Raw genomic sequence first — 18713 nt, 5'->3', positions numbered from 1 at the left:
TAATATTTATTTGGGTCATCTTTTCCTACCTCCATGTGTTGTTTTCTTGGTCGAAAATATTTTAACATGGGTCTGGAAGATGACCTATTTTTTTATACCTTTTTACACAATTATAAGGACGTTATCTATCATCCTCGTTATGAACGCCCGAACAGAAGAGTTGAGCACTCATTCGGTCGCTCATCTCCGTTATGAACGCCCGAACAGAAGAGTTGAGCACTCATTTGGTCCCTCATCCCCGTTATTATCGCCCGAAGAGAAAAGTTGAGCACTCATTCGGACCCTCATCCTCGTTATAAACGCCCGAACAGAAGAGTTGAGCACTCATTCGGTCACTCATCCTCGTTATGAACGCTCGAACAGAAGAGTTGAGCACTCATTCGGTCGCTCATCCTCGTTATGAACGCCCAAGAGAAAAGTTGAGCACTCTTTCAGCCCTTCATCCCCCGCCATACTCACCAAAAAGAAAGCATGTGAGTCTTAATCCAAATGAACCATACAAACAAAACCTGTAAATTAACAATCTTCCTTTTACTTCAATCACAATTTTTTGTATAGTGATAGTATAAATGTTTGTAAACTGTCTAATACTAGCTGATAGAATGATAGATTCCTATAGATAATTGGTGGAGAGAGGAACGGATAAGATGACAAGACTTACGGCCTATAACAAAAAAATCAGTCCTGTAATTGAAAATATGAACGAAGTGATGATCGGAAAAGCAGAGGTAATTACCTTAAGCTTAGTGGCTTTATTAGCACGAGGGCATGTTCTTTTAGAAGATGTACCAGGCGTTGGAAAAACCATGTTAGTAAAAGCTCTTGCTAAATCATTAGACTGTGATTTTAAAAGGATACAATTTACTCCGGATTTGCTACCTTCAGATGTAACAGGAGTTTCCATTTATAATCCTAAAGAAATGGAATTTGAATTTCGCGGAGGGCCAATTTTAGGAAATGTGATATTGGCTGACGAAATTAACCGAACCTCACCTAAGACCCAATCTGCACTACTTGAAGCCATGGAAGAGAAAAGTGTCAGTGTGGATGGCAGAACAATATCCTTAAATGATCCGTTCTTTGTAATGGCAACACAAAACCCGATTGAGTACGAAGGTACATACCCTTTACCTGAAGCTCAGCTCGACCGTTTTATCCTAAAGTTGAAAATTGGTTATCCGACTTTCAAAGAAGAAATTGAGCTTCTTGAAAGAACTTCAATGAACCACCCGATTGATACCATTCATGCAGTCCTATCCCGAGAAGAATTAATTGACATCCAAGAAGAAGTAAAAGACGTGTATATTGCTGATACAATTCAAACCTATATCGTAAATATAGTGAATCGGACAAGAGAACATCCATCATCATACCTTGGCGTCAGTCCCCGTGGTTCCATTGCATTGATGAGGGCAGCGAAAGCGTATGCATACATCAATAACAGGGATTATGTCCTGCCGGATGATGTGAAGTATTTGGCGCCTTTCGTATTGGTGCATCGGATAATCGTTTCATCTGAAGGTAGGTACAATGGAGATACTGGTGAGAGGATTATTGATTCGATTTTAAAATCAACTCATATTCCGGTTCGAAAGGAATTTAGCTGATGAAAGTTACGTTCCGTTTCATTGGTAATTTACTTTTTATTCTCACCTTGATTATCGTCTTGTTTTCTTATGCGATGTTCCAAGGCGGATTTGTAAGCTGGTTTTTGTTTTATAGTTTTCTTCCAATATTACTGTATCTTTTAGTTTTGGTCTGTTATCCGATAAAAAATTGGAAAGTAACGAGAGTATTGTCTGGCCGGCTTATTAAAGCTGGAGGTACAGCACAGGTTGTCCTAACGATTGAGCGGAAGTTTCCTTTTCCACTATATTACGGAATCTTTGAGGAAATCATGTCAGATTCGTTGAATAGGAAAGACAGGAAACACCATAACTATTCGCATTTAAATGAACCTGAAAAGTTATTGTTTACACGTTCGATGAAAAAAATCTTTCTCATCGGATTCCGAAAAAGGATAGAAATCCCCTTTAAGCTGGAAGAGCTACCAAGAGGGGAACATAAGCTGGAAGCTGTTCGGGTGAGAATCAGCGACGTGTTTGGCTTTGTAAAGAAAGAACATGTTTTTACTTTGGAAGATGAACTGCTTGTACAGCCTCATGAGAGGGAAATTAAATTAATCGATGGTGCCCAAAGTTTTGAACAGGGCCAAACAGCGGTAAATAGTTTTCAGCTCGAGAATACAACGGTAGCAACAGGTGTTAGGGAATATGAACCAGGTGATCGTTTCTCCTGGATCCACTGGAAACAAACGGCGAAGAACCAAATGGTGATGACAAAAGAATTTGAGATTGAAAGGAGCAACCAACTCCTACTTATTCTTGACGCTACGCTGCCTAAAAATATAAACCCCCTTGCTTTTGAAGCGAGTGTGGAACTGGCACTTTCGATGCTGGCTAAACTTGAAAACACCACATCTGACGTGCACTTATTGACCATTGGTTCGGAAGTCCGTAGCTTCTCCATTAGAGAATCCAATCAGTTGAAAGGGGATATCCGGTACTATCTGACTAAAATCCAGCCGGATGGAGAAGAGTCCTTTTCTCGATTGTTGAAGGAAACGATGCAGGGCCAGAAAAGACTGGAACGGTTGGTCATTTTCACTTCGTCTATTGACGACTTCTTTAGACTGACCATTCAGGAACTAAAACAGCGGACTGCCCAAATTGTGGTTATGTTTATCCAAGGTTCCGCCTTTATTTTAGAAAGCGAGCAGAAGATGATCGCTCAAATGAAAAAAGAAGGTACAAAAATTCATGTGTTGACGGAGAGACAGTTAGCAGCAACACCACTAGAGGTGAGTATCCGATGAAAGAGAGGAATCTAGTTACTATCCCACGTTTCTATACGGTTGCCCTATACCTTTGTGGTCTTTTTCTGTTTTTAGAATGGCTATATCCAATTGAGCAGGTCACGGATACGAGTAGTATTTCCATCTTTGTCCTCTATGCCGTGTTCTGCTTTTTCATTTCAGTGCTTCAATTGAAATGGTGGGTCAGCTTTCTTTTAAAAGGGTTTGGTCTCGCTTTTATTTTAAATGGACTTTATTTTGAAATGACGTTTCTTAGTCGGGAATGGTTTAATCGTCTTGCAATGGAATTGATGATTAATATTGATATTCTCGTCTCGCAAAATTGGTATTATTTGAGTCCATTGTTCCGTAGCTTTTTATTCTTGTTGCTCATCTGGTTGATGAGCTATTTATTGCACTACTGGTTCGTACAAATGAAACGCATTTTCTTGTTCATCTTTTTGACGTTCGTTTATATTACCGTGTTGGATACATTCACGATGTATGACGCTACATTTGCGATTATACGCATCTTTGTCATCTCTTTAGTTGCACTTGCGATGTCTAATTTTAATCGTGAACTGGAAAGGGAACGTTTATCCTTCAAACGGATTAAAAATAAAGTGCCGTGGAGTGTGCCGCTTATTCTCACTATTGTCTTTTCTGTATTTATAGGAGTACTCGCACCAAAACTGGATCCGATTTGGCCAGATCCAGTTCCGTTTATTGAGAGTGCAGCAGAACAAGTGCGTGGCGGTTCAGGAGATGGTACTGTTCGTAAAGTAGGTTACGGTGAAGATGATAGTCAGCTTGGAGGTTCATTCATCCAGGATGATACGCCTGTCTTTACTGCGGAGGCAAGCCGAGACCAATATTGGCGGATTGAAACGAAAGATATTTATACAGGAAAAGGTTGGGAAACTTCAGGTGAACCAATGTACCGTGATCACTCACATCACGAATTTGTAATAGGTGCATTTCATCCTGAAGTCGAGACAGAAGAATTAACTGCAAGGATTACCTTCCAAGAAGGCCAGAATTTTAGTAAGCTCGTTTATCCTTATGGAATAAAAAGGGTGACAGACATTTCCCATGATGTGGTTTTACGTGTGGACTATCTCACGGAATCCATTGAGGCCCGTAGTAATGGAGAGCAGACGAAGCTGGATTATTATGAACTAGCTTATGAACATCCATCCTTCTCCCTGACTGCTTTACGGGAAGAAGCGGACGAAACATTTGATATATCTCATTACTTGCAACTGCCTGATTCGTTGCCGACAAGGGTCCAAGATTTGGCGCTTGAGATTACATCCGAATATGATAATCAATATGATAAAGCCAGAGCAATTGAACGTTATTTCAGCAGCAATGATTTTACGTATGAGACAACTGGAGTGGCGATACCTGGACCAGACGAGGATTATGTCGACCAATTTTTGTTTGAAACACAAATGGGATATTGTGATAATTTCTCAACTGCGATGGTTGTCATGCTCCGGTCAATTGATATTCCAGCCCGTTGGGTAAAAGGCTTTACCGGTGGAGAGGTGATCGGTGAAGGAAGCAACGAAGGTTATAATTTGTATCAAGTTACGAATGCCAATGCCCATTCTTGGGTTGAGGTGTATTTCCAGGAAATAGGCTGGGTGACGTTTGAACCGACCCAGGGGTTCTCCAATTTGACGGATTTTCATATGGAAAGTTCCGAAACAGATTATCAAGAATATGACGATGTACTGGAGGTGCCACATCAAGACCTTCCAGAGAATGATGTAGAAACAGAAGAGGATGAAGCAGAGCCGGTAATGGGACAAGGAGATAGCGGGGATGTTGAATTCTCATGGGTGCAGCTCGGTATCATTGTACTGATAATTTTAGGAATGGTGTTTATCATGTATAAACAGCGGTTAAAGATTAAAACTAAGTTACATGAATTCAAATTAGGGAAAAACAGGGATGAAAAATCATTCCAAGATGCTTATCTTCATTTATTAACTGTTCTCGAACATAAAGGTTACGGACGTAAAGAAGATCAGACGTTGAGGGAATTTGCAAAACGAGTGGATGCCCGTTATCTTACAGGTGAGATGCAAGTGTTGACAGCACACTATGAACAATTGCTCTACCGTGATGATTTTGACTCAACAGATCTCGAAAAGTTGATAGGCTTATGGAAGAAGTTGATAAAGGCTGTTTCTGCCAATTAGTTCATTCATTATTTTAGTTGTAGGTTGACCTTGTTACTCTTGGTTAGTAGAATGAAAATATTATCAATAGGTACGGTTAACAGATAACGGTATCTAATTAGACAGGAGTATAAGTGATGGAGAGAAAAGAATTGAATGTTGAAGAATTCATTGCACGTGAAGTGAAAAGTATTCAGGAACAGGTTGGTGATCGTAAAGTTCTTTGCGGTCTAAGCGGGGGTGTGGATTCCTCTGTTGCTGCTGCCCTGGTGCATAAAGCAATCGGTGATCAACTGACTTGTATTTTCGTAGACCATGGGTTGTTGCGTAAAAATGAAGCTGATGAAGTGATGAAGGTTTTCGCTGAAGATTTCCATATGAATATAATAAAAGTGGATGCTAAAGAGCGTTTCCTCTCCAAATTAAAAGGTGTCACAGATCCTGAACAAAAAAGGAAAATCATTGGAAATGAGTTCATCTATGTGTTCGATGATGAAGCTAAGAAGTTGAAGGATATTGATTTCCTAGCTCAAGGAACTGTTTATACGGACGTGATCGAAAGTGGTGGTGACGGTGCAAAAGTAGTTAAATCCCACCATAATGTTGGCGGTCTTCCAGAAGATATGGAATTTGAATTAGTTGAGCCACTCAAGACATTGTATAAACAAGAGGTTCGTGCAGTAGGATCTGCCCTTGGAATTCCGGACCATATCGTTTGGAGACAACCGTTCCCAGGCCCAGGTCTTGGAATTAGAGTGCTAGGGGAAATAACGGAAGAAAAACTTGAAATCGTTCGTGAATCAGATGCAATTTTACGTGAGGAAATTGCAAAAGCTGGTTTAGACCGTGAAATTTGGCAATACTTTACCATCCTGCCGAACATTCGTAGCGTAGGTGTTAAAGATGATGCACGTACTTATGTCCATACAGTTGGTATCCGTGCTGTGAATTCAGTTGACGGGGTAACTTCTGACTGGGCAAGAATTCCTTGGGATGTGCTTGAGAAGGTTTCAAGCAGAATTGTAACTGAACTTGATGAGGTTAATCGCGTTGTTTACGATATAACAAGTAAACCACCTTCAACGATTGAGTGGGAGTAGTAGAAGGAGAGCTGAAACCCCTTTGTTTATAAGGGTTTCGGCTCTTTACTCTATTTTCATTGCATTGTTATTGCATTATTTGTTTCTAATCCTTTACGTAGGTAACGAGCAGTGAACTGATTTTTAGGTGAAGTATCTTCATTTTGTGTTGCTGTTTGGTAAGACATAATACCTTCTAATTTATGGGCTACCTCAAAGTTACTGTTAGGATACAAATGTCCGTAAGTGCCGAGTGTCGTTTCAATATCTTCATGCCCTAGACGGTCTTTAATGATTAATGGGTTTTCACCCATGCTAATAAGCAATGAAGCATGAGAGTGTCTTAAAGCATGTAATCTAATTCGATGAACCCCAGCTTTTTTTGAAAAACGTGTAATGGCATTCGCCAACGTATGTTTTTGTGTAGGAACACCATTATAGCTCATCACATAATTGGTTTGAATGACAGCTTGCTGCACGTTCTGCCATTCACGGAGTAAAGTTAAAGTATCCCCGTCTAATGCAATTTGGCGCACACTAGCCTTTGTTTTTGGTTCTACAAAAGAGTAATTATCTAAATTCTTATAGTAAAGTGTTTTATCAATAGATAACACGCCAGAATCAAAGTCAATATCTTCCCATTGAATTGCAGTGGCTTCTCCAATCCGCATCCCAGTCATAAATAAAAACCACAATGAGATAAATAAAAAGTGTTGATAGTAGTCTTCCTTATAAAAAAGAGAGATGACTTTTTCAAATTCTTCTTTGGTCCAAAAATCTATTTTTGTCTTTGTCTTTTTTACATTTCCAACAATTTTAGATGGATTACTTTCAGCTAAACCTAAAACAACCGCTCGATCCATCGCCATGGAAAATAACCCTTGAACATTTCTAATATAAGAAGAACGATACTTCTTTTTAGATAATGCTAATTGCCATTTTTGCACATGAATCGGGGTAATTTCGGTAGTGATTAAACTATTAAAAAAAGTGAAATGTTTTCTTACGGTCGGTAATCGATTTTCGTACGTTCTTTCTTTTACTTGTGTTTTATACCAAGGTAAAAAAATATCTTCAATAAACTGTTGGAACAGAATGTCATCTTGCTTTTCTTCCAATTCATCTGATTTTGTAAGCAGTAACCTCGAATATTCTTCCCTTGCTTCTTTTTTAGTTTTAAAACCACTACGGTATTTCTGAATTTGCTTGCCAGTGATCGGGTGATACCCTAAATTAGCACGAAAATAATATGTTCCGTTCTTTGCCTTTTTGACGATATCTTTAGTCATGATTTCACTCCTTACGCAATTAGTGCAAGAAGTACAAATCACACATCTAAAGTTATCCCTAATACTTCCTCAACAGCTTCTTTAGGAACACGATCTAACTTTTTAGATTGATAATACGCATGTCCTTTTGAAATCATTAGTTTTTTACATTCTCTAATGATATCAGCTGAAAAAGAGGGACCATAACCTAGTGCTATCAAGTCTTTTTTAGTGACTGTGACCATATGAACTCCTTTCCATAGACTAGGATATGCTATTTGATATCTGTCTATTATTATATCGCTTCTATAAAACTAATTCTAATACGTTGCGTGAATTTGGCTCTTGCACTAAAATAAAAAGGATTTAATGTCATAACTTGATAGTTACTTTAACCTATCTTGCTAAATTGAATATCAAAAATCAGACGGCTGCTGGTGCAGCTCCACGGGAATTTCACCCCTGCAAGTATTTCTTCCAGCCCTACTCATAGCTTGCGACGGTTCAAACGCTCGAACCATGACGATAGGGGAGTATCATTATCCTAACTGATGGGTTATCGCCAGCAATCCACCACGATTACATTAGATTCATAGATTATCGCTCGCTTCTAACGAAAGTCATGGCGTATGAATCAATTGGCTCATCATCAGTAGAACGTATCTGATTTTTTGCTTATACTGCACGGCGTAATCTTCCGTGCTTTCTTTGTCAAAGAACAAATATATGATGAATGAAAGGGAAAACCTAACCATTCTGTATTCAAATTTTGAAAGCTAAAACAGATTGCATAAGCTTCGCTCGTAAGCGTTCGCGTGTATCTTCATCGATGCCCCAATAAGTGTTTCCTTGTTCATCACGGAGCTTACGCATGGATAAACTTGTCATATAGCTTCTATAATGTAGAACAACTACTTTCATTGCTTCTAGCTCACCCTTATTTGCAGCTAAAATGATTGGATACGGCAAAAAGCCACGCTCATTGCTTTCCGTATTAGTATTAATCATCCCATTCATCTGCATGCTCCTCCAAAAAACGTCTTGATGATTTCCCCTTTCATTACCTTCAACAAGTTTTTTTGTAAAATGCCAAAAATCAGAGAAAAAGTTTTTAAAAAACAATAACCCAACTGAATATTAACAGTTAGGTAGAATCATTTTTAATATTTAATATTAAGGACCAAAACAAGAAATACTTTAAATGTCAAACTCTATTTTATTACAATTCACATAAAAACTGATCGAACATAATAATGAATAATACAAAAATAAAGTTTTTTAAAATCATTTCTTATCTGTTAACCGTAATGAAACTTGAAAGGTCCAGCTAAATAAAATAGTAAGAACATAAAAATATAACCAAATAAAAATCTTAAATAAAGTGTTTGAGCCTCAGTTGATTTCAAAAGTCATTGCATATGCATGGTGAAACCATGGATAATATTTCCCATACTTGGAACTGGAGATAAAAAGAGGACATATAACTTTGATTTATCGTGGTATTAATAGAACAATTTTTGAAAAATTCGATCAAAATATAATAAAAACCTGGTTATAGCTATTTTCAATTACTCATTTTTTATCAATTAATGCACTTACTATTGACTATATTATTTAATATTTATTAAGCCTTACGATAAACATTATTCTACTCGAACACCTTTAATTTGATACTTATTTTCCGATTAACCAATTTCTTTAACCCCACCATTATACTTATAGATGATAATAATTTCTGATTTTTGGAAAGTGGATGATGACCTTCGTATATTTCCCATCTTCTGAATGAATGGAAAGGTCATGTCCTAATTTAAGAGCCATTTCTTTTGCAAGGTAGAGACCTAAACCGGTAGATTTGGCATGACTTCTCCCAATAGATCCTGTAAATCCTTTTTCAAATACGCGGCTGATATCCTCTGGCTTAATTCCAATGCCTGTATCTTGAATCTGTAGCCGCTTTTCTTTTCGATCTTCCTCAAATTGTACGGAGATTTCCCCGCCTTCACCTGTATATTTTAAAGAATTTGAAAAAACTTGATCCATAATAAAACCAAGCCATTTACTGTCGGTATGGACAACCTGTTCAATATTGTCCATATGAAAACGAATTTGCTTGTTAATAAAAGATTTGGCAAATTTCTTTACACTATTTTTAGCGACTTGATCCAACACTACCTCGGAAATAAAATAATCTTTGGAAAAAGAATCAATGCGAGAATAATAAAGAGCCTGCTCCACGTAATTTTCGATTCTATCCAACTCATCTTCAAACTTGTCCACAAGGTTTTCAACAGTTCTTCCATTACTGTTTTCCATAAGCAAGCGACCTGCCGCAATCGGAACCTTGACTTCATGAATCCAAGATGTAATAAAGTCTTGATGATCCATTTTTTCGTTATACAACTTTTGTAATTGATCGCCATGCACACTATTTACTTTTTTTAATAACTCAAGATATAACAGTTGTTCATCGTTTCGCGGTTTAGGCAGAGTTGCGAGAAATTCTTCATGATTACTTTCAACCACATCATTTAATTCCCGATAAAATTCTCTATTGTAATAGTATTCGATGATTACGTATATAGCTACAATAAAAAAGATAACCATATTGGTATATACGATATTACTTACAGCGTTTCTGGAATCTGTGCTCACAATCATCATCAAAGAAACAAAGAACATAATGATCATGTTTAATATAAAGAAATTCCGTTTATCTTTTAAGTAATGAAAGAAATTCATTGAATTATATAACCTTGTCCTTTCTTAGTTGTAATAAAGTGTTCTTTTCCAAGTTCAACAAGTTTTTTACGCAGGCGAGCAATATTAACCGTCAATGTATTTTCGTCCACGAAATTTTCATTCTTCCAAAGGCTACGCATCATTTTCGTACGACTGACGATGATTCCTTTATTTTTCATAAGAATTTTTAAAATAAGAAATTCTGTTTTCGTGAGTTCCGATTTTCGATCTCCATGTAAGACCTCTCCGTTTTCAAGATTTAATATAATTCCATCATGTTCCATTGTCTGAGACTGTGTTTCCATATAGGAATACGTTCTGCGAAGGAGTGCATTTATTTTTGCAATCAATACATCCATATGGAAAGGTTTTTGAATATAATCATCTCCTCCCATGTTCATCGACATCACTATATCCATTGGTGTATCACGGGAAGAGAGAAAGATCATAGGGACCTTTGAAATTTCTCTGATTTTATTACACCAGTAAAATCCGTCAAACGATGGCAAATTGATATCCATGATGACTAGGTGAGGATCATGATTAAGAAATACCTGCATGATTTGGTCAAAGTCTTCGATCTTAACGGTTTCAAAACCCCACTTTTCTAATGCTTCCCCTACCATATCACGAATGGTCAAATCATCTTCCACAATCATGATTTTCATTCCTCTTCCCTCCAAACAATCATCCTTCTGTAACATCATATTAATTGAATATCGACCAACATACAAAGAAAACATCGTGTTTAATATATTTTTTATCAATGTGACGAAAATGTAAGGTTACGAGATCAAGCTGTAAGTTTATATAAAGAGCAGCTATTGTAAAATAAAAACATAAAACAAAACTATTCTGAATGGAGGATTTAAATATGAAAACTATTGTCGAAGCAAAACAAATAAAAAAAGTCTATGGTGCAAAGGGAAATGTATTTTCAGCTTTGGAGGATATAGACTTAACCGTCATGGAAGGTGAATTCGTCGGTATTATGGGTCCCTCGGGTGCTGGTAAATCAACTTTACTAAATATATTGGCAACAATTGACGAGCCGACTGCTGGTGACATCGTGGTTGACGGAATCAATTTGACAAAGATGAATGAAGAGCAATTATCTGCCTTTCGCCGTGACAAACTTGGTTTCCTTTTCCAAGACTATAATTTATTAGATACTCTAACTGTGAAAGAAAATATTATCTTGCCGTTAGCCTTGGCAAAATTGAACGTTGAGGAATTGGAACGAAGAGCAGATGAAGTGGCAGATAAGTTTGGCATTCGCGACATTTTAAATAAGTACCCGTACCAAATTTCTGGGGGACAAAAGCAACGCACGGCAGCATCACGCGCGATTATTTCAAAGCCAAACCTAATATTGGCAGATGAACCAACAGGTGCGTTGGATTCGAAATCAGCAACAGACTTATTAGAAAGTTTAAAGGATCTTAATGAACAAGACAAGGCAACAATTTTAATGGTTACCCATGATGCTTATGCGGCAAGTTATTGTAATCGCGTCCTATTTATTAAAGACGGTAAAATCTTCACAGAACTTGTAAAAGGGAAAAGATCCCGCAAAGAATTTTTCAACAAGGTATTGGATGTTCTATCCGCACTGGGGGGTGGAGCAAATGACGTTATTTAGTTTAGCAAGGAAAAATATTAAAGGTAATTTCAATAATTATTTTGTCTATTTTGTTACACTCGTCTTCAGCATGGTTATTTATTATACGTTCACTACCTTGCAATATAGCGAAAAAATTCAGGAAAGCATTGAATTGTCGGATACAATGAGTTTCATGTTTGGGGTATCATCAATTATCTTAATTTTATTCGTAGCAATCTTTATTTTGTACTCCAATTCATTCTTCACAAGAAAAAGGAAGAAAGAAGTCGGATTGTACGCCATACTTGGTTTACGCAAGAAAACCATTGCAAAAATGTTGTTTTATGAAAATTTGATTATGGGAATCATTGCAATAGTTATTGGAATTATTCTTGGAACCTTACTTTCCAAATTATTTGCAATGATTTTAATAAAACTTATGGGTTCAATTGCCGAGGTGGACTTCGGTATTTCCATTCTAGCGATTACCCAAACAGTCATAGTCTTTATGGTCATTATTTTATTCACTTCCGTTCAAGGTTACCGTTTGATTTATCGTTTTACATTAATCGAATTATTCTATGATGAGAAAAAAGGAGAACAAATTCCAAAGGTTTCACTTATTACGGCTGTTATCGGAGTTATATTTCTTGTCGTTAGTTACTGGCTGATATTAAAACCATTTCCTGACGAATTTACTACGGAATATTTAATAAAAAATTATGGTATTGCTTTTGTTGCTCTCGTCATTGGCACCCATTTATTTTTTCGATCTGTAACGGTCTATTTATTAAGATTATCACAAAAAAATAAGTCGCGTTATTACAGAGGAACTAGAATAATTGAAACATCTCGTTTACTGTTTCGTATTAGAGGGAATGCACGTACCTTTACAGTCATTGCATTGTTGAGTGCTGCTACGATCTGTTTCTTAGGTGCAACTTACAGTGGGTATTACAGCAACGAAAAAAGAGCTAAGGAAGTTGTTCCATTCAGCTATTCGCATTTGTCAAAAGGTCCAGAATTTGATTCGCAGGTGGAGAGCATAATAAAAGCAGATCATCGACATCCAATAAAAGCCCAACTAGACATACCCGTCATTCAGGTAAAAGGGATACTCTCATTTCAACTGGATTATGACATAAATCCTGTGAAATTAATCTCAGAAAGTACATTTAATAAAGTAGCGAATGCTTTAAATAAGGATGAAACAGTCTCACTATCAGGAAATCAAGCAGCAGTAATCCAGCCAAGGTTTACTGAATATACGAAGTCGGTTTTTAAAGGAGAAAATATAACGATTCAATTGCCTCAAGGAAGCAGCGAACTGCCATTTGTTCATATGGTTGAAAGTAATGTGCTACCTTTCGATTATCCCGATTTCTTTCTAGTAGTCAGTAACGAAATGTTTGCTGAGATAGCCAAAAAAGAGGCTCCATTAACTTATAAAGTGTATGAAGTGGAAAATGAAGTAACGGCACAAGCCACATCAAAGAAAGTAAATAAACTGGTTGGAAACGATTTTCAAGTTTCTTCATCATTTTATACGGAGTATAAGCAAGGTAAAGAAGGAAACGCAATTACTCTCTTTATTTTCGGATTTTTGGGGCTAGTATTTTTAGCAGCAACTGGAAGTATCATTTATTTCAAACAGTTAACAGAAGCGAATGAGGCGAAAGGACACTATGAAATCCTTAGAAAAATCGGTGTCAATAAAAAGGATATACGTAAATCAATCAAAAGGCAGTCATTATTTGTATTTGGATTGCCACTAACCATAGGAATATTGCACAGTTGTGTGGCATTGTACTTTACTAGCAACTTTATTTCTAATCTCATTGGAATCAATCTTATTTTCCCTATTCTAATGGCTATAGTCTTCTTTGTTATTATCTATGCAGTCTATTACGTATTAACTGTTAATACGTACAATCGCATTGTAAACAAATAAGGGCGAAACATCTCTCGAATGTTCGGTTCGGGAGGTGTTTTTTCATGTATTCCTTTGTTAAAAAAATCCTCATTACTCTGGAATCTAGACCGATTATATTATTGAAGATCAAATTGAACATCCTTAAATCTTCTAACAACAAAAAATCGAATGATTGGAAATATGATAACTCCTATACAAAATGTATCGCCAATAGAAACACAATTCAGTCTGTAATATCAGAAATAATGCCATATTCTTTCATTAATTTATTTTTAACCATGTAATATTCTTTCTTGGTAATCAAATTACGGGTTAGCAGTTGTTTTAACATAGCAATTTGTATACTATAAAGAATCAAATCCTGTTTCAAAAAACACGCCCCCCTATAATTAATTAAAAATCAGACGGCTGTTGGTACAGCTCCACGGGAATTTCACCCCTGCAAGTATTCCTTCCAGCTCTACTCAAAGCTTGCGACGCTTTGAACGTTCGAACCATGACGGTAGAGGAGTATCATTATCCATACTGATGGGTTATCGCCAGCAATCCACCACGATTGTATTAGACTCATAGATAATCGCTCGTTTCTATCGAAAGTCATGGCGTATGAATCAAGTGGCTCATCATCAGTAGAACGTATCTGATTTTCGGTCTATACTGCACGGCGTTATCTTCCGTGCTTTCTTTGTCAAAGAACAATATATGTGAAAGGGAAAACTTAACCATGTAATCAAATCTTGAAAGCTAAAATGCCCTGCATAAGCTTCGAACGTAAACGATCATGTGTGTCTACATCAATGCCCCAATACGTATTACCACGCTCATCATAAAGTTTACGCATAGACAAACTTGCCATATAGCTTCCATAATGCAAAATAACGTAATTCATCGCTTCTGGATCACCCTTATTTGCAGCTAAAATAATTGGATACGGTAATAAGCCACATTCGTTGTCTTTTGTGTTAGCATCAATCATCCCAGTCATCTGCATGTTCCTCCAAAAATCGCTTTAACCTTTTAAAAGAGCTTGTCCGTCTATACTGAACCGTACTACGAGGAATCTCTAGTAGTTCGGCTATTTCTACATCTGATTTATCAAAAAAATAGTATAGTAGGACTGTCTTACGCTTTTCTATTGGCAAAGTACGCAACGCTTCAGCGAGTAATTTCGGAGTTATTTTCTTTCCAACCACTTGAAAACTTTGTCCTTCTTCTCCTTCATATTGCTGATCTAAGGTATAGAGTTGATTTTCTTCTTGTGGTGTGAGATCAGAAAATGTCATCTCCTTTGCTTGTCGTTGTTGTCTTTTGTTGAAAATATTGATTGCTTCATTCTTCAGTACACGTTTACAAAAAGCATTAAATGCACAGCGAACTTGCCACTCGGTACGATCTGGTTCTATCATGCATTTCCTCTCCCTTCGCAACTGCAAAGGTGGGTGATGATTTCCCCTTTCATAACCTTCAACAAGATTTTTTATGAGATGCCAAAAATAAGAGCAATATTTTAAAAAATATTCATTAAATACAAAAAAGCCCAACTGAACATAAGCCAGGTGGGAGTAAAAATTTATACATTTTATTAAATGGAAAATTCTATTTAAAAAAGTGGAAAGCCTTAGTTCAAAAAGAAAACAAATTACGACAAAACAAAAAGTAAAAGTAATATATGAGCTAAGGCACGATTATCCTGTGAAGACATTACTCAAAATTTCCGGTATTCCACGTAACACTTATTATTATAAAATTAATACTTTTGAGCACTCAGATAAAAATTCCAAGTGGAAAAGGCTCATTAGTTCTATTTTGAGAAGCATAAGGGCAGATATGATTATCGTCGTATCCTCTTTTCTTCTTTAATACTCACCATCCCTAAAGAATCTTTGACACAAAGGGAATCTGCTTAATTATATAACTTAACAAGAAGCAAAGTGGTAACGTGATCAGAATCATAGCTAGAAACATGAAGGATGGTGGAAAGTGGATGACCTTCAATCCAGCAATAACAATAGCGATAATCGGTATATGAATGATGTAAATCACGAAAGAATGGGCTGACAAGAAGCTCCAACCTTTTCCTTGATGAAAAACTCTTTCGCGAAAGAATATGATTAATCCGAGAATGACGCCAACACAAAATAGAGCTTCCCACAGAGAATAAACCAAAGATGTCCAGTTCCAGCCGCCAGAAAACTGTAATCCGTCTACCCCAAATATCAAGACTAAGGGTAGAAGAAGAATCGATGCTCCAATTGCAATTCCAAAACCCGCCCTCCCCATAGAATCAGGAGTATTTCGAAACCAATTACGTTGGTAAGCGATGATACCCAAAATGAATAGCCCGACATATTGTGGGAGATCATAGCCGCTTGCTGTAAAAAGTCCAACAAATGATTGAACCTCGGGAGATCCACCGGGTAAATCAAGAGCAGGAACCCACAGTCTTATGGTGAAGTATCCTGCTGCTAATATCATTACAAAGACTGTAAACATCCTGTAGGTGGGTGGCGTACTCTGCCGAACTACTGATAGCTTATTTTTACTCATAAACTTCGCCCAGACTGCGTATAAACAAACGAATACGAAAAGTAGCTCGACGTACCACATCGGGCCGTAAGTTAAATGTGAAAAATAGGTTTGCCATGTAAATGGCTTTTGGTTAAGTATATAGGCTTCAATTGCTTGAACTTGGCTAAGAATGAAAATATAGAAGATAAATGGGATTAGGAATCGGATAGATCTATCCTTGATAAACCGAGTTGCCCCATTTCGTTCAAAAGATAAAGGGACAAAGTAACCAGAAATAAGAAAAAATGTCCCCATAAAGAAAGTCTGGTTAAAAGCAAGAAATAGAAGGCCCATTACAACCCCAATAGACCCTTGTGTTAATACCTCGTTATAGATGGAAAAATACACCAAATGATGAAACACAACCAACACTGTAAGAGCTCCTCTTAGATTATCAATAAAATATAATCGTTCTTCCTTTTGGGGAGACAAGCTCCCTATATGTCTTGAATTCATAATAATTCTTATGTTCCTCTCTATAAACATTTAAAAATATATTTCAACGGAGCATCCGCCAAACTGGACGGCTATGTATAAACCGTCCTATTTGCTCTATATTTTAATTTTCTCTTTTAGTTGATCCGCCTATTTTCCAAGAGGCTAAACTTATGACCCCACCAACTACAATAAAAATAATGTCCATAACAATTTCAAATCCCTGAAACGCATTAATATAATTTACCAAAAACCAGCTTTTTCCACCATTAGTCAAATGATTAATTAATCCGCCTACTCCCTGTATAACAAAAAGTAGACCAAGTCCACTGATTATTTCTTTCATGATGAACACCTCATTAATAATTTTTTAATTTAATATTCCTCTAAGACCGATATTGAAAAAAACTGCACCTACTACTCCTATCGCTACCAACAGTGAGGAAATCGGAGCTTCATTTAATTTTGATCTAATTTTATTTAGAAATTGTTGCAGTCTCTCTTTAAACATAATATTAACCCCTAACAAAAGAAGAGAAGGAAGCACCATTACAAGATTGTAGCCAATTATAATAAAGATAGAAGAGGAAGGCTTAATTGTTAGGTGATTCATTAACAAAATGGAATAAAAGTAAGGCAACGCAGTTACAAATTCAATTAGAAAAACAATGATACCTAACATGATCATCCCTTTCATCGTTGTTTTTTGGGGTATAAATGAAATTAAACGTTTTTTTGTATTATCATTTGGTTTACAGAAGCTAATTAGAACAATAACTGCTCCAAAAAGGAGATAAAACCAATTGATAAAGTCAAATTCAGATAATTTTCCGATTCCTTTCAATAGTGAATCTCCACCAAAGTATAGGAATAAGCCCACTATGAAGTAGCCAAACTGCGTAATAAACAAAAAAACAAGCAAGCGAGAAGATAATTGATTAGGCTGTGTCAATAATAAATAGGCTGTTACAGCAAGTACACCAGGACTTAATATATCAATTAATGCGCAAATAGAAATAATTAGCAAAGCTATCGATGTGTCTATTGATGAAGAAGGCATTAATGCTTCAATACTTTCGATCAAATATAGAGTCTCTCCTTTTTATATGTTATAATTTAAATAACACAGTGTGTTAAAATTATAATAACACACTGTGTTAAGAAAAGGAAGTGATTTTTTATGCCAAGGATTGTTAATCATGAAAAAAAGAGGAAGTCAATTGCTGAGGCCGCTTGGAGTATTATTAAGAAAGAGGGAATCGAAAAAGCATCTATAAGAAGAGTTGCTATTGAAGCAGGCATGTCTGCTGGAGCGTTAAGACATTATTTTTCAACTAAGGATGAAATGTTATTATTTATCATGGATTATTATCTGGAAGAAGGGAAAAAACGTTCTCAAAGTAAAAGTTGGTCAGACAATCCATTGCAGGCGGTTGCGGAAGTTTTATTAGAGCTTATTCCAATTGATGAAGAAAAGAAAATCGAAACGAGTGTTTGGTGGATCCTTGCACTTCAGTCACTTACAAGTGATACTTTAAAAGAAAAAAAAGATGAAATGACTAACGGTATGTATGAATTAGCAAGTTCAATGATCGAGATATTAGTTCTACAAGGGATTTTATCTGATTCAACTAATGTAAAATTAGAAAAGAGTAGGCTAGCGGCATTAATTGATGGATTGTCCATTCATGCTCTGTTAAGACCTGACGTCTACTCTCCAGATAAGGTGAAGGAAGTAATCCGTTATCATTTAGAAACACTCTGCAATGAAAGTCAATTGAGTTAGTTGATCATTTATCAATATTATTCGATGAGTTAGTAGATTTTGTTTTTTAGAAAAAAAGGGTAATCGGAAAATAGTGTGGAATAAATGTATGTTGAATGATGGTTGCTAAATTAAAGGAGGAGTATTCTTGTAAGCGTCAAACAATGAACACCTTCTATTAAATATCCGTTCTTGAGATAATCTCTTTAGAAAAAAATCTGGAGGTTATGCCAATGAACGATGCTAACAAAAGAATAGAATGGAAAGCTAGGTATGA

General features: G+C 36.5%; 17 protein-coding genes and 1 pseudogene. 7 read left to right on the top strand and 11 right to left on the bottom strand.

Annotated elements, in window-relative coordinates:
• Positions 1 to 647: 647 nt before the first annotated feature.
• From M3210_RS17690 to guaA, 4 genes and pseudogenes are all read left to right on the top strand, one after another.
• On the top strand, positions 648 to 1607 hold the full coding sequence (locus tag M3210_RS17690) for an AAA family ATPase (protein ID WP_251517133.1): 960 nt from the start codon (positions 648 to 650) through the stop codon (positions 1605 to 1607).
• Complete coding sequence (locus M3210_RS17685; protein ID WP_251517130.1) at positions 1607 to 2875, top strand: DUF58 domain-containing protein; 1269 nt, start codon at positions 1607 to 1609, stop codon at positions 2873 to 2875. The genes M3210_RS17690 and M3210_RS17685 overlap by 1 nt, the downstream gene beginning before the upstream one ends.
• Positions 2872 to 5064 carry a transglutaminase TgpA family protein gene (locus M3210_RS17680; RefSeq protein ID WP_251517128.1) on the top strand — a complete coding sequence of 731 codons (2193 nt, stop codon included), beginning with the start codon at positions 2872 to 2874 and terminating at the stop codon, positions 5062 to 5064. Before M3210_RS17685 ends, M3210_RS17680 begins: the two co-directional genes overlap by 4 nt.
• 137 nt (positions 5065 to 5201) lie before the next feature.
• A pseudogene (gene guaA, locus M3210_RS17675) lies at positions 5202 to 6143 on the top strand (glutamine-hydrolyzing GMP synthase); the annotation flags it as partial.
• Between the two features lie 56 nt (positions 6144 to 6199).
• Here the strand turns inward: guaA and M3210_RS17670 are convergent.
• From M3210_RS17670 to M3210_RS17650, 5 genes are all read right to left on the bottom strand, one after another.
• A complete protein-coding gene (locus M3210_RS17670) occupies positions 6200 to 7411 on the bottom strand; it encodes a site-specific integrase (protein WP_251517126.1) in 1212 nt (403 codons plus the stop codon).
• Between the two features lie 38 nt (positions 7412 to 7449).
• Complete coding sequence (locus tag M3210_RS17665; RefSeq protein ID WP_017795842.1) at positions 7450 to 7635, bottom strand: DUF3173 domain-containing protein; 186 nt, start codon at positions 7633 to 7635, stop codon at positions 7450 to 7452.
• A gap of 517 nt (positions 7636 to 8152) precedes the next feature.
• Complete coding sequence (locus tag M3210_RS17660) at positions 8153 to 8407, bottom strand: helix-turn-helix domain-containing protein (RefSeq protein WP_017795843.1); 255 nt, start codon at positions 8405 to 8407, stop codon at positions 8153 to 8155.
• 699 nt (positions 8408 to 9106) lie between these two features.
• Positions 9107 to 10132: a sensor histidine kinase gene (locus tag M3210_RS17655; RefSeq protein WP_017795844.1), complete on the bottom strand. Its 1026-nt coding sequence runs from the start codon at positions 10130 to 10132 to the stop codon at positions 9107 to 9109.
• Positions 10129 to 10800 carry a response regulator transcription factor gene (locus M3210_RS17650; protein ID WP_017795845.1) on the bottom strand — a complete coding sequence of 224 codons (672 nt, stop codon included), beginning with the start codon at positions 10798 to 10800 and terminating at the stop codon, positions 10129 to 10131. Before M3210_RS17650 ends, M3210_RS17655 begins: the two co-directional genes overlap by 4 nt.
• Before the next feature lie 206 nt (positions 10801 to 11006).
• On the opposite strand from M3210_RS17650, the gene drcA reads away from it, so the two are divergent.
• Entirely contained in the window at positions 11007 to 11774 is a 768-nt protein-coding gene (drcA, locus tag M3210_RS17645; RefSeq protein ID WP_017795846.1) for a daptomycin efflux ABC transporter ATP-binding protein DrcA, read from the top strand.
• The gene (locus tag M3210_RS17640) at positions 11761 to 13686 is read left to right on the top strand and encodes an ABC transporter permease (RefSeq protein ID WP_251517124.1); all 1926 of its coding nucleotides are present in this window, start codon (positions 11761 to 11763) and stop codon (positions 13684 to 13686) included. The genes drcA and M3210_RS17640 overlap by 14 nt, the downstream gene beginning before the upstream one ends.
• A 205-nt stretch (positions 13687 to 13891) precedes the next feature.
• Here M3210_RS17640 and M3210_RS17635 read toward each other — a convergent pair whose 3' ends face one another.
• From M3210_RS17635 to M3210_RS17610, 6 genes are all read right to left on the bottom strand, one after another.
• On the bottom strand, positions 13892 to 14038 hold the full coding sequence (locus M3210_RS17635; protein ID WP_017795848.1) for a hypothetical protein: 147 nt from the start codon (positions 14036 to 14038) through the stop codon (positions 13892 to 13894).
• 360 nt (positions 14039 to 14398) lie between these two features.
• On the bottom strand, positions 14399 to 14653 hold the full coding sequence (locus tag M3210_RS17630) for a helix-turn-helix domain-containing protein (RefSeq protein ID WP_017795849.1): 255 nt from the start codon (positions 14651 to 14653) through the stop codon (positions 14399 to 14401).
• Positions 14637 to 15074: an RNA polymerase sigma factor gene (locus M3210_RS17625; protein WP_251517122.1), complete on the bottom strand. Its 438-nt coding sequence runs from the start codon at positions 15072 to 15074 to the stop codon at positions 14637 to 14639. Before M3210_RS17625 ends, M3210_RS17630 begins: the two co-directional genes overlap by 17 nt.
• A gap of 466 nt (positions 15075 to 15540) precedes the next feature.
• Positions 15541 to 16692, bottom strand: coding sequence for an acyltransferase family protein (locus M3210_RS17620; protein ID WP_285853876.1), 1152 nt, complete (start codon positions 16690 to 16692; stop codon positions 15541 to 15543).
• 103 nt (positions 16693 to 16795) lie between these two features.
• A complete protein-coding gene (locus tag M3210_RS17615; protein ID WP_017795852.1) occupies positions 16796 to 17017 on the bottom strand; it encodes a hypothetical protein in 222 nt (73 codons plus the stop codon).
• A gap of 24 nt (positions 17018 to 17041) precedes the next feature.
• Complete coding sequence (locus M3210_RS17610) at positions 17042 to 17755, bottom strand: GAP family protein (RefSeq protein WP_251517118.1); 714 nt, start codon at positions 17753 to 17755, stop codon at positions 17042 to 17044.
• Positions 17756 to 17851: 96 nt separating this feature from the next.
• Between M3210_RS17610 and M3210_RS17605 the strand changes: the two genes are divergently transcribed.
• Positions 17852 to 18457 (top strand): TetR/AcrR family transcriptional regulator, encoded by a 606-nt coding sequence (locus M3210_RS17605; protein WP_017795854.1) that lies wholly within the window; start codon positions 17852 to 17854, stop codon positions 18455 to 18457.
• Positions 18458 to 18713 lie beyond the last annotated feature (256 nt).

The organism is Oceanobacillus luteolus, assembly GCF_023715655.1.
Classification (GTDB): domain Bacteria; phylum Bacillota; class Bacilli; order Bacillales; family Amphibacillaceae; genus Oceanobacillus; species Oceanobacillus luteolus.
Note: the sequence above shows the minus strand (reverse complement) of the source record. Positions and strands in the feature narration are given on the sequence as shown.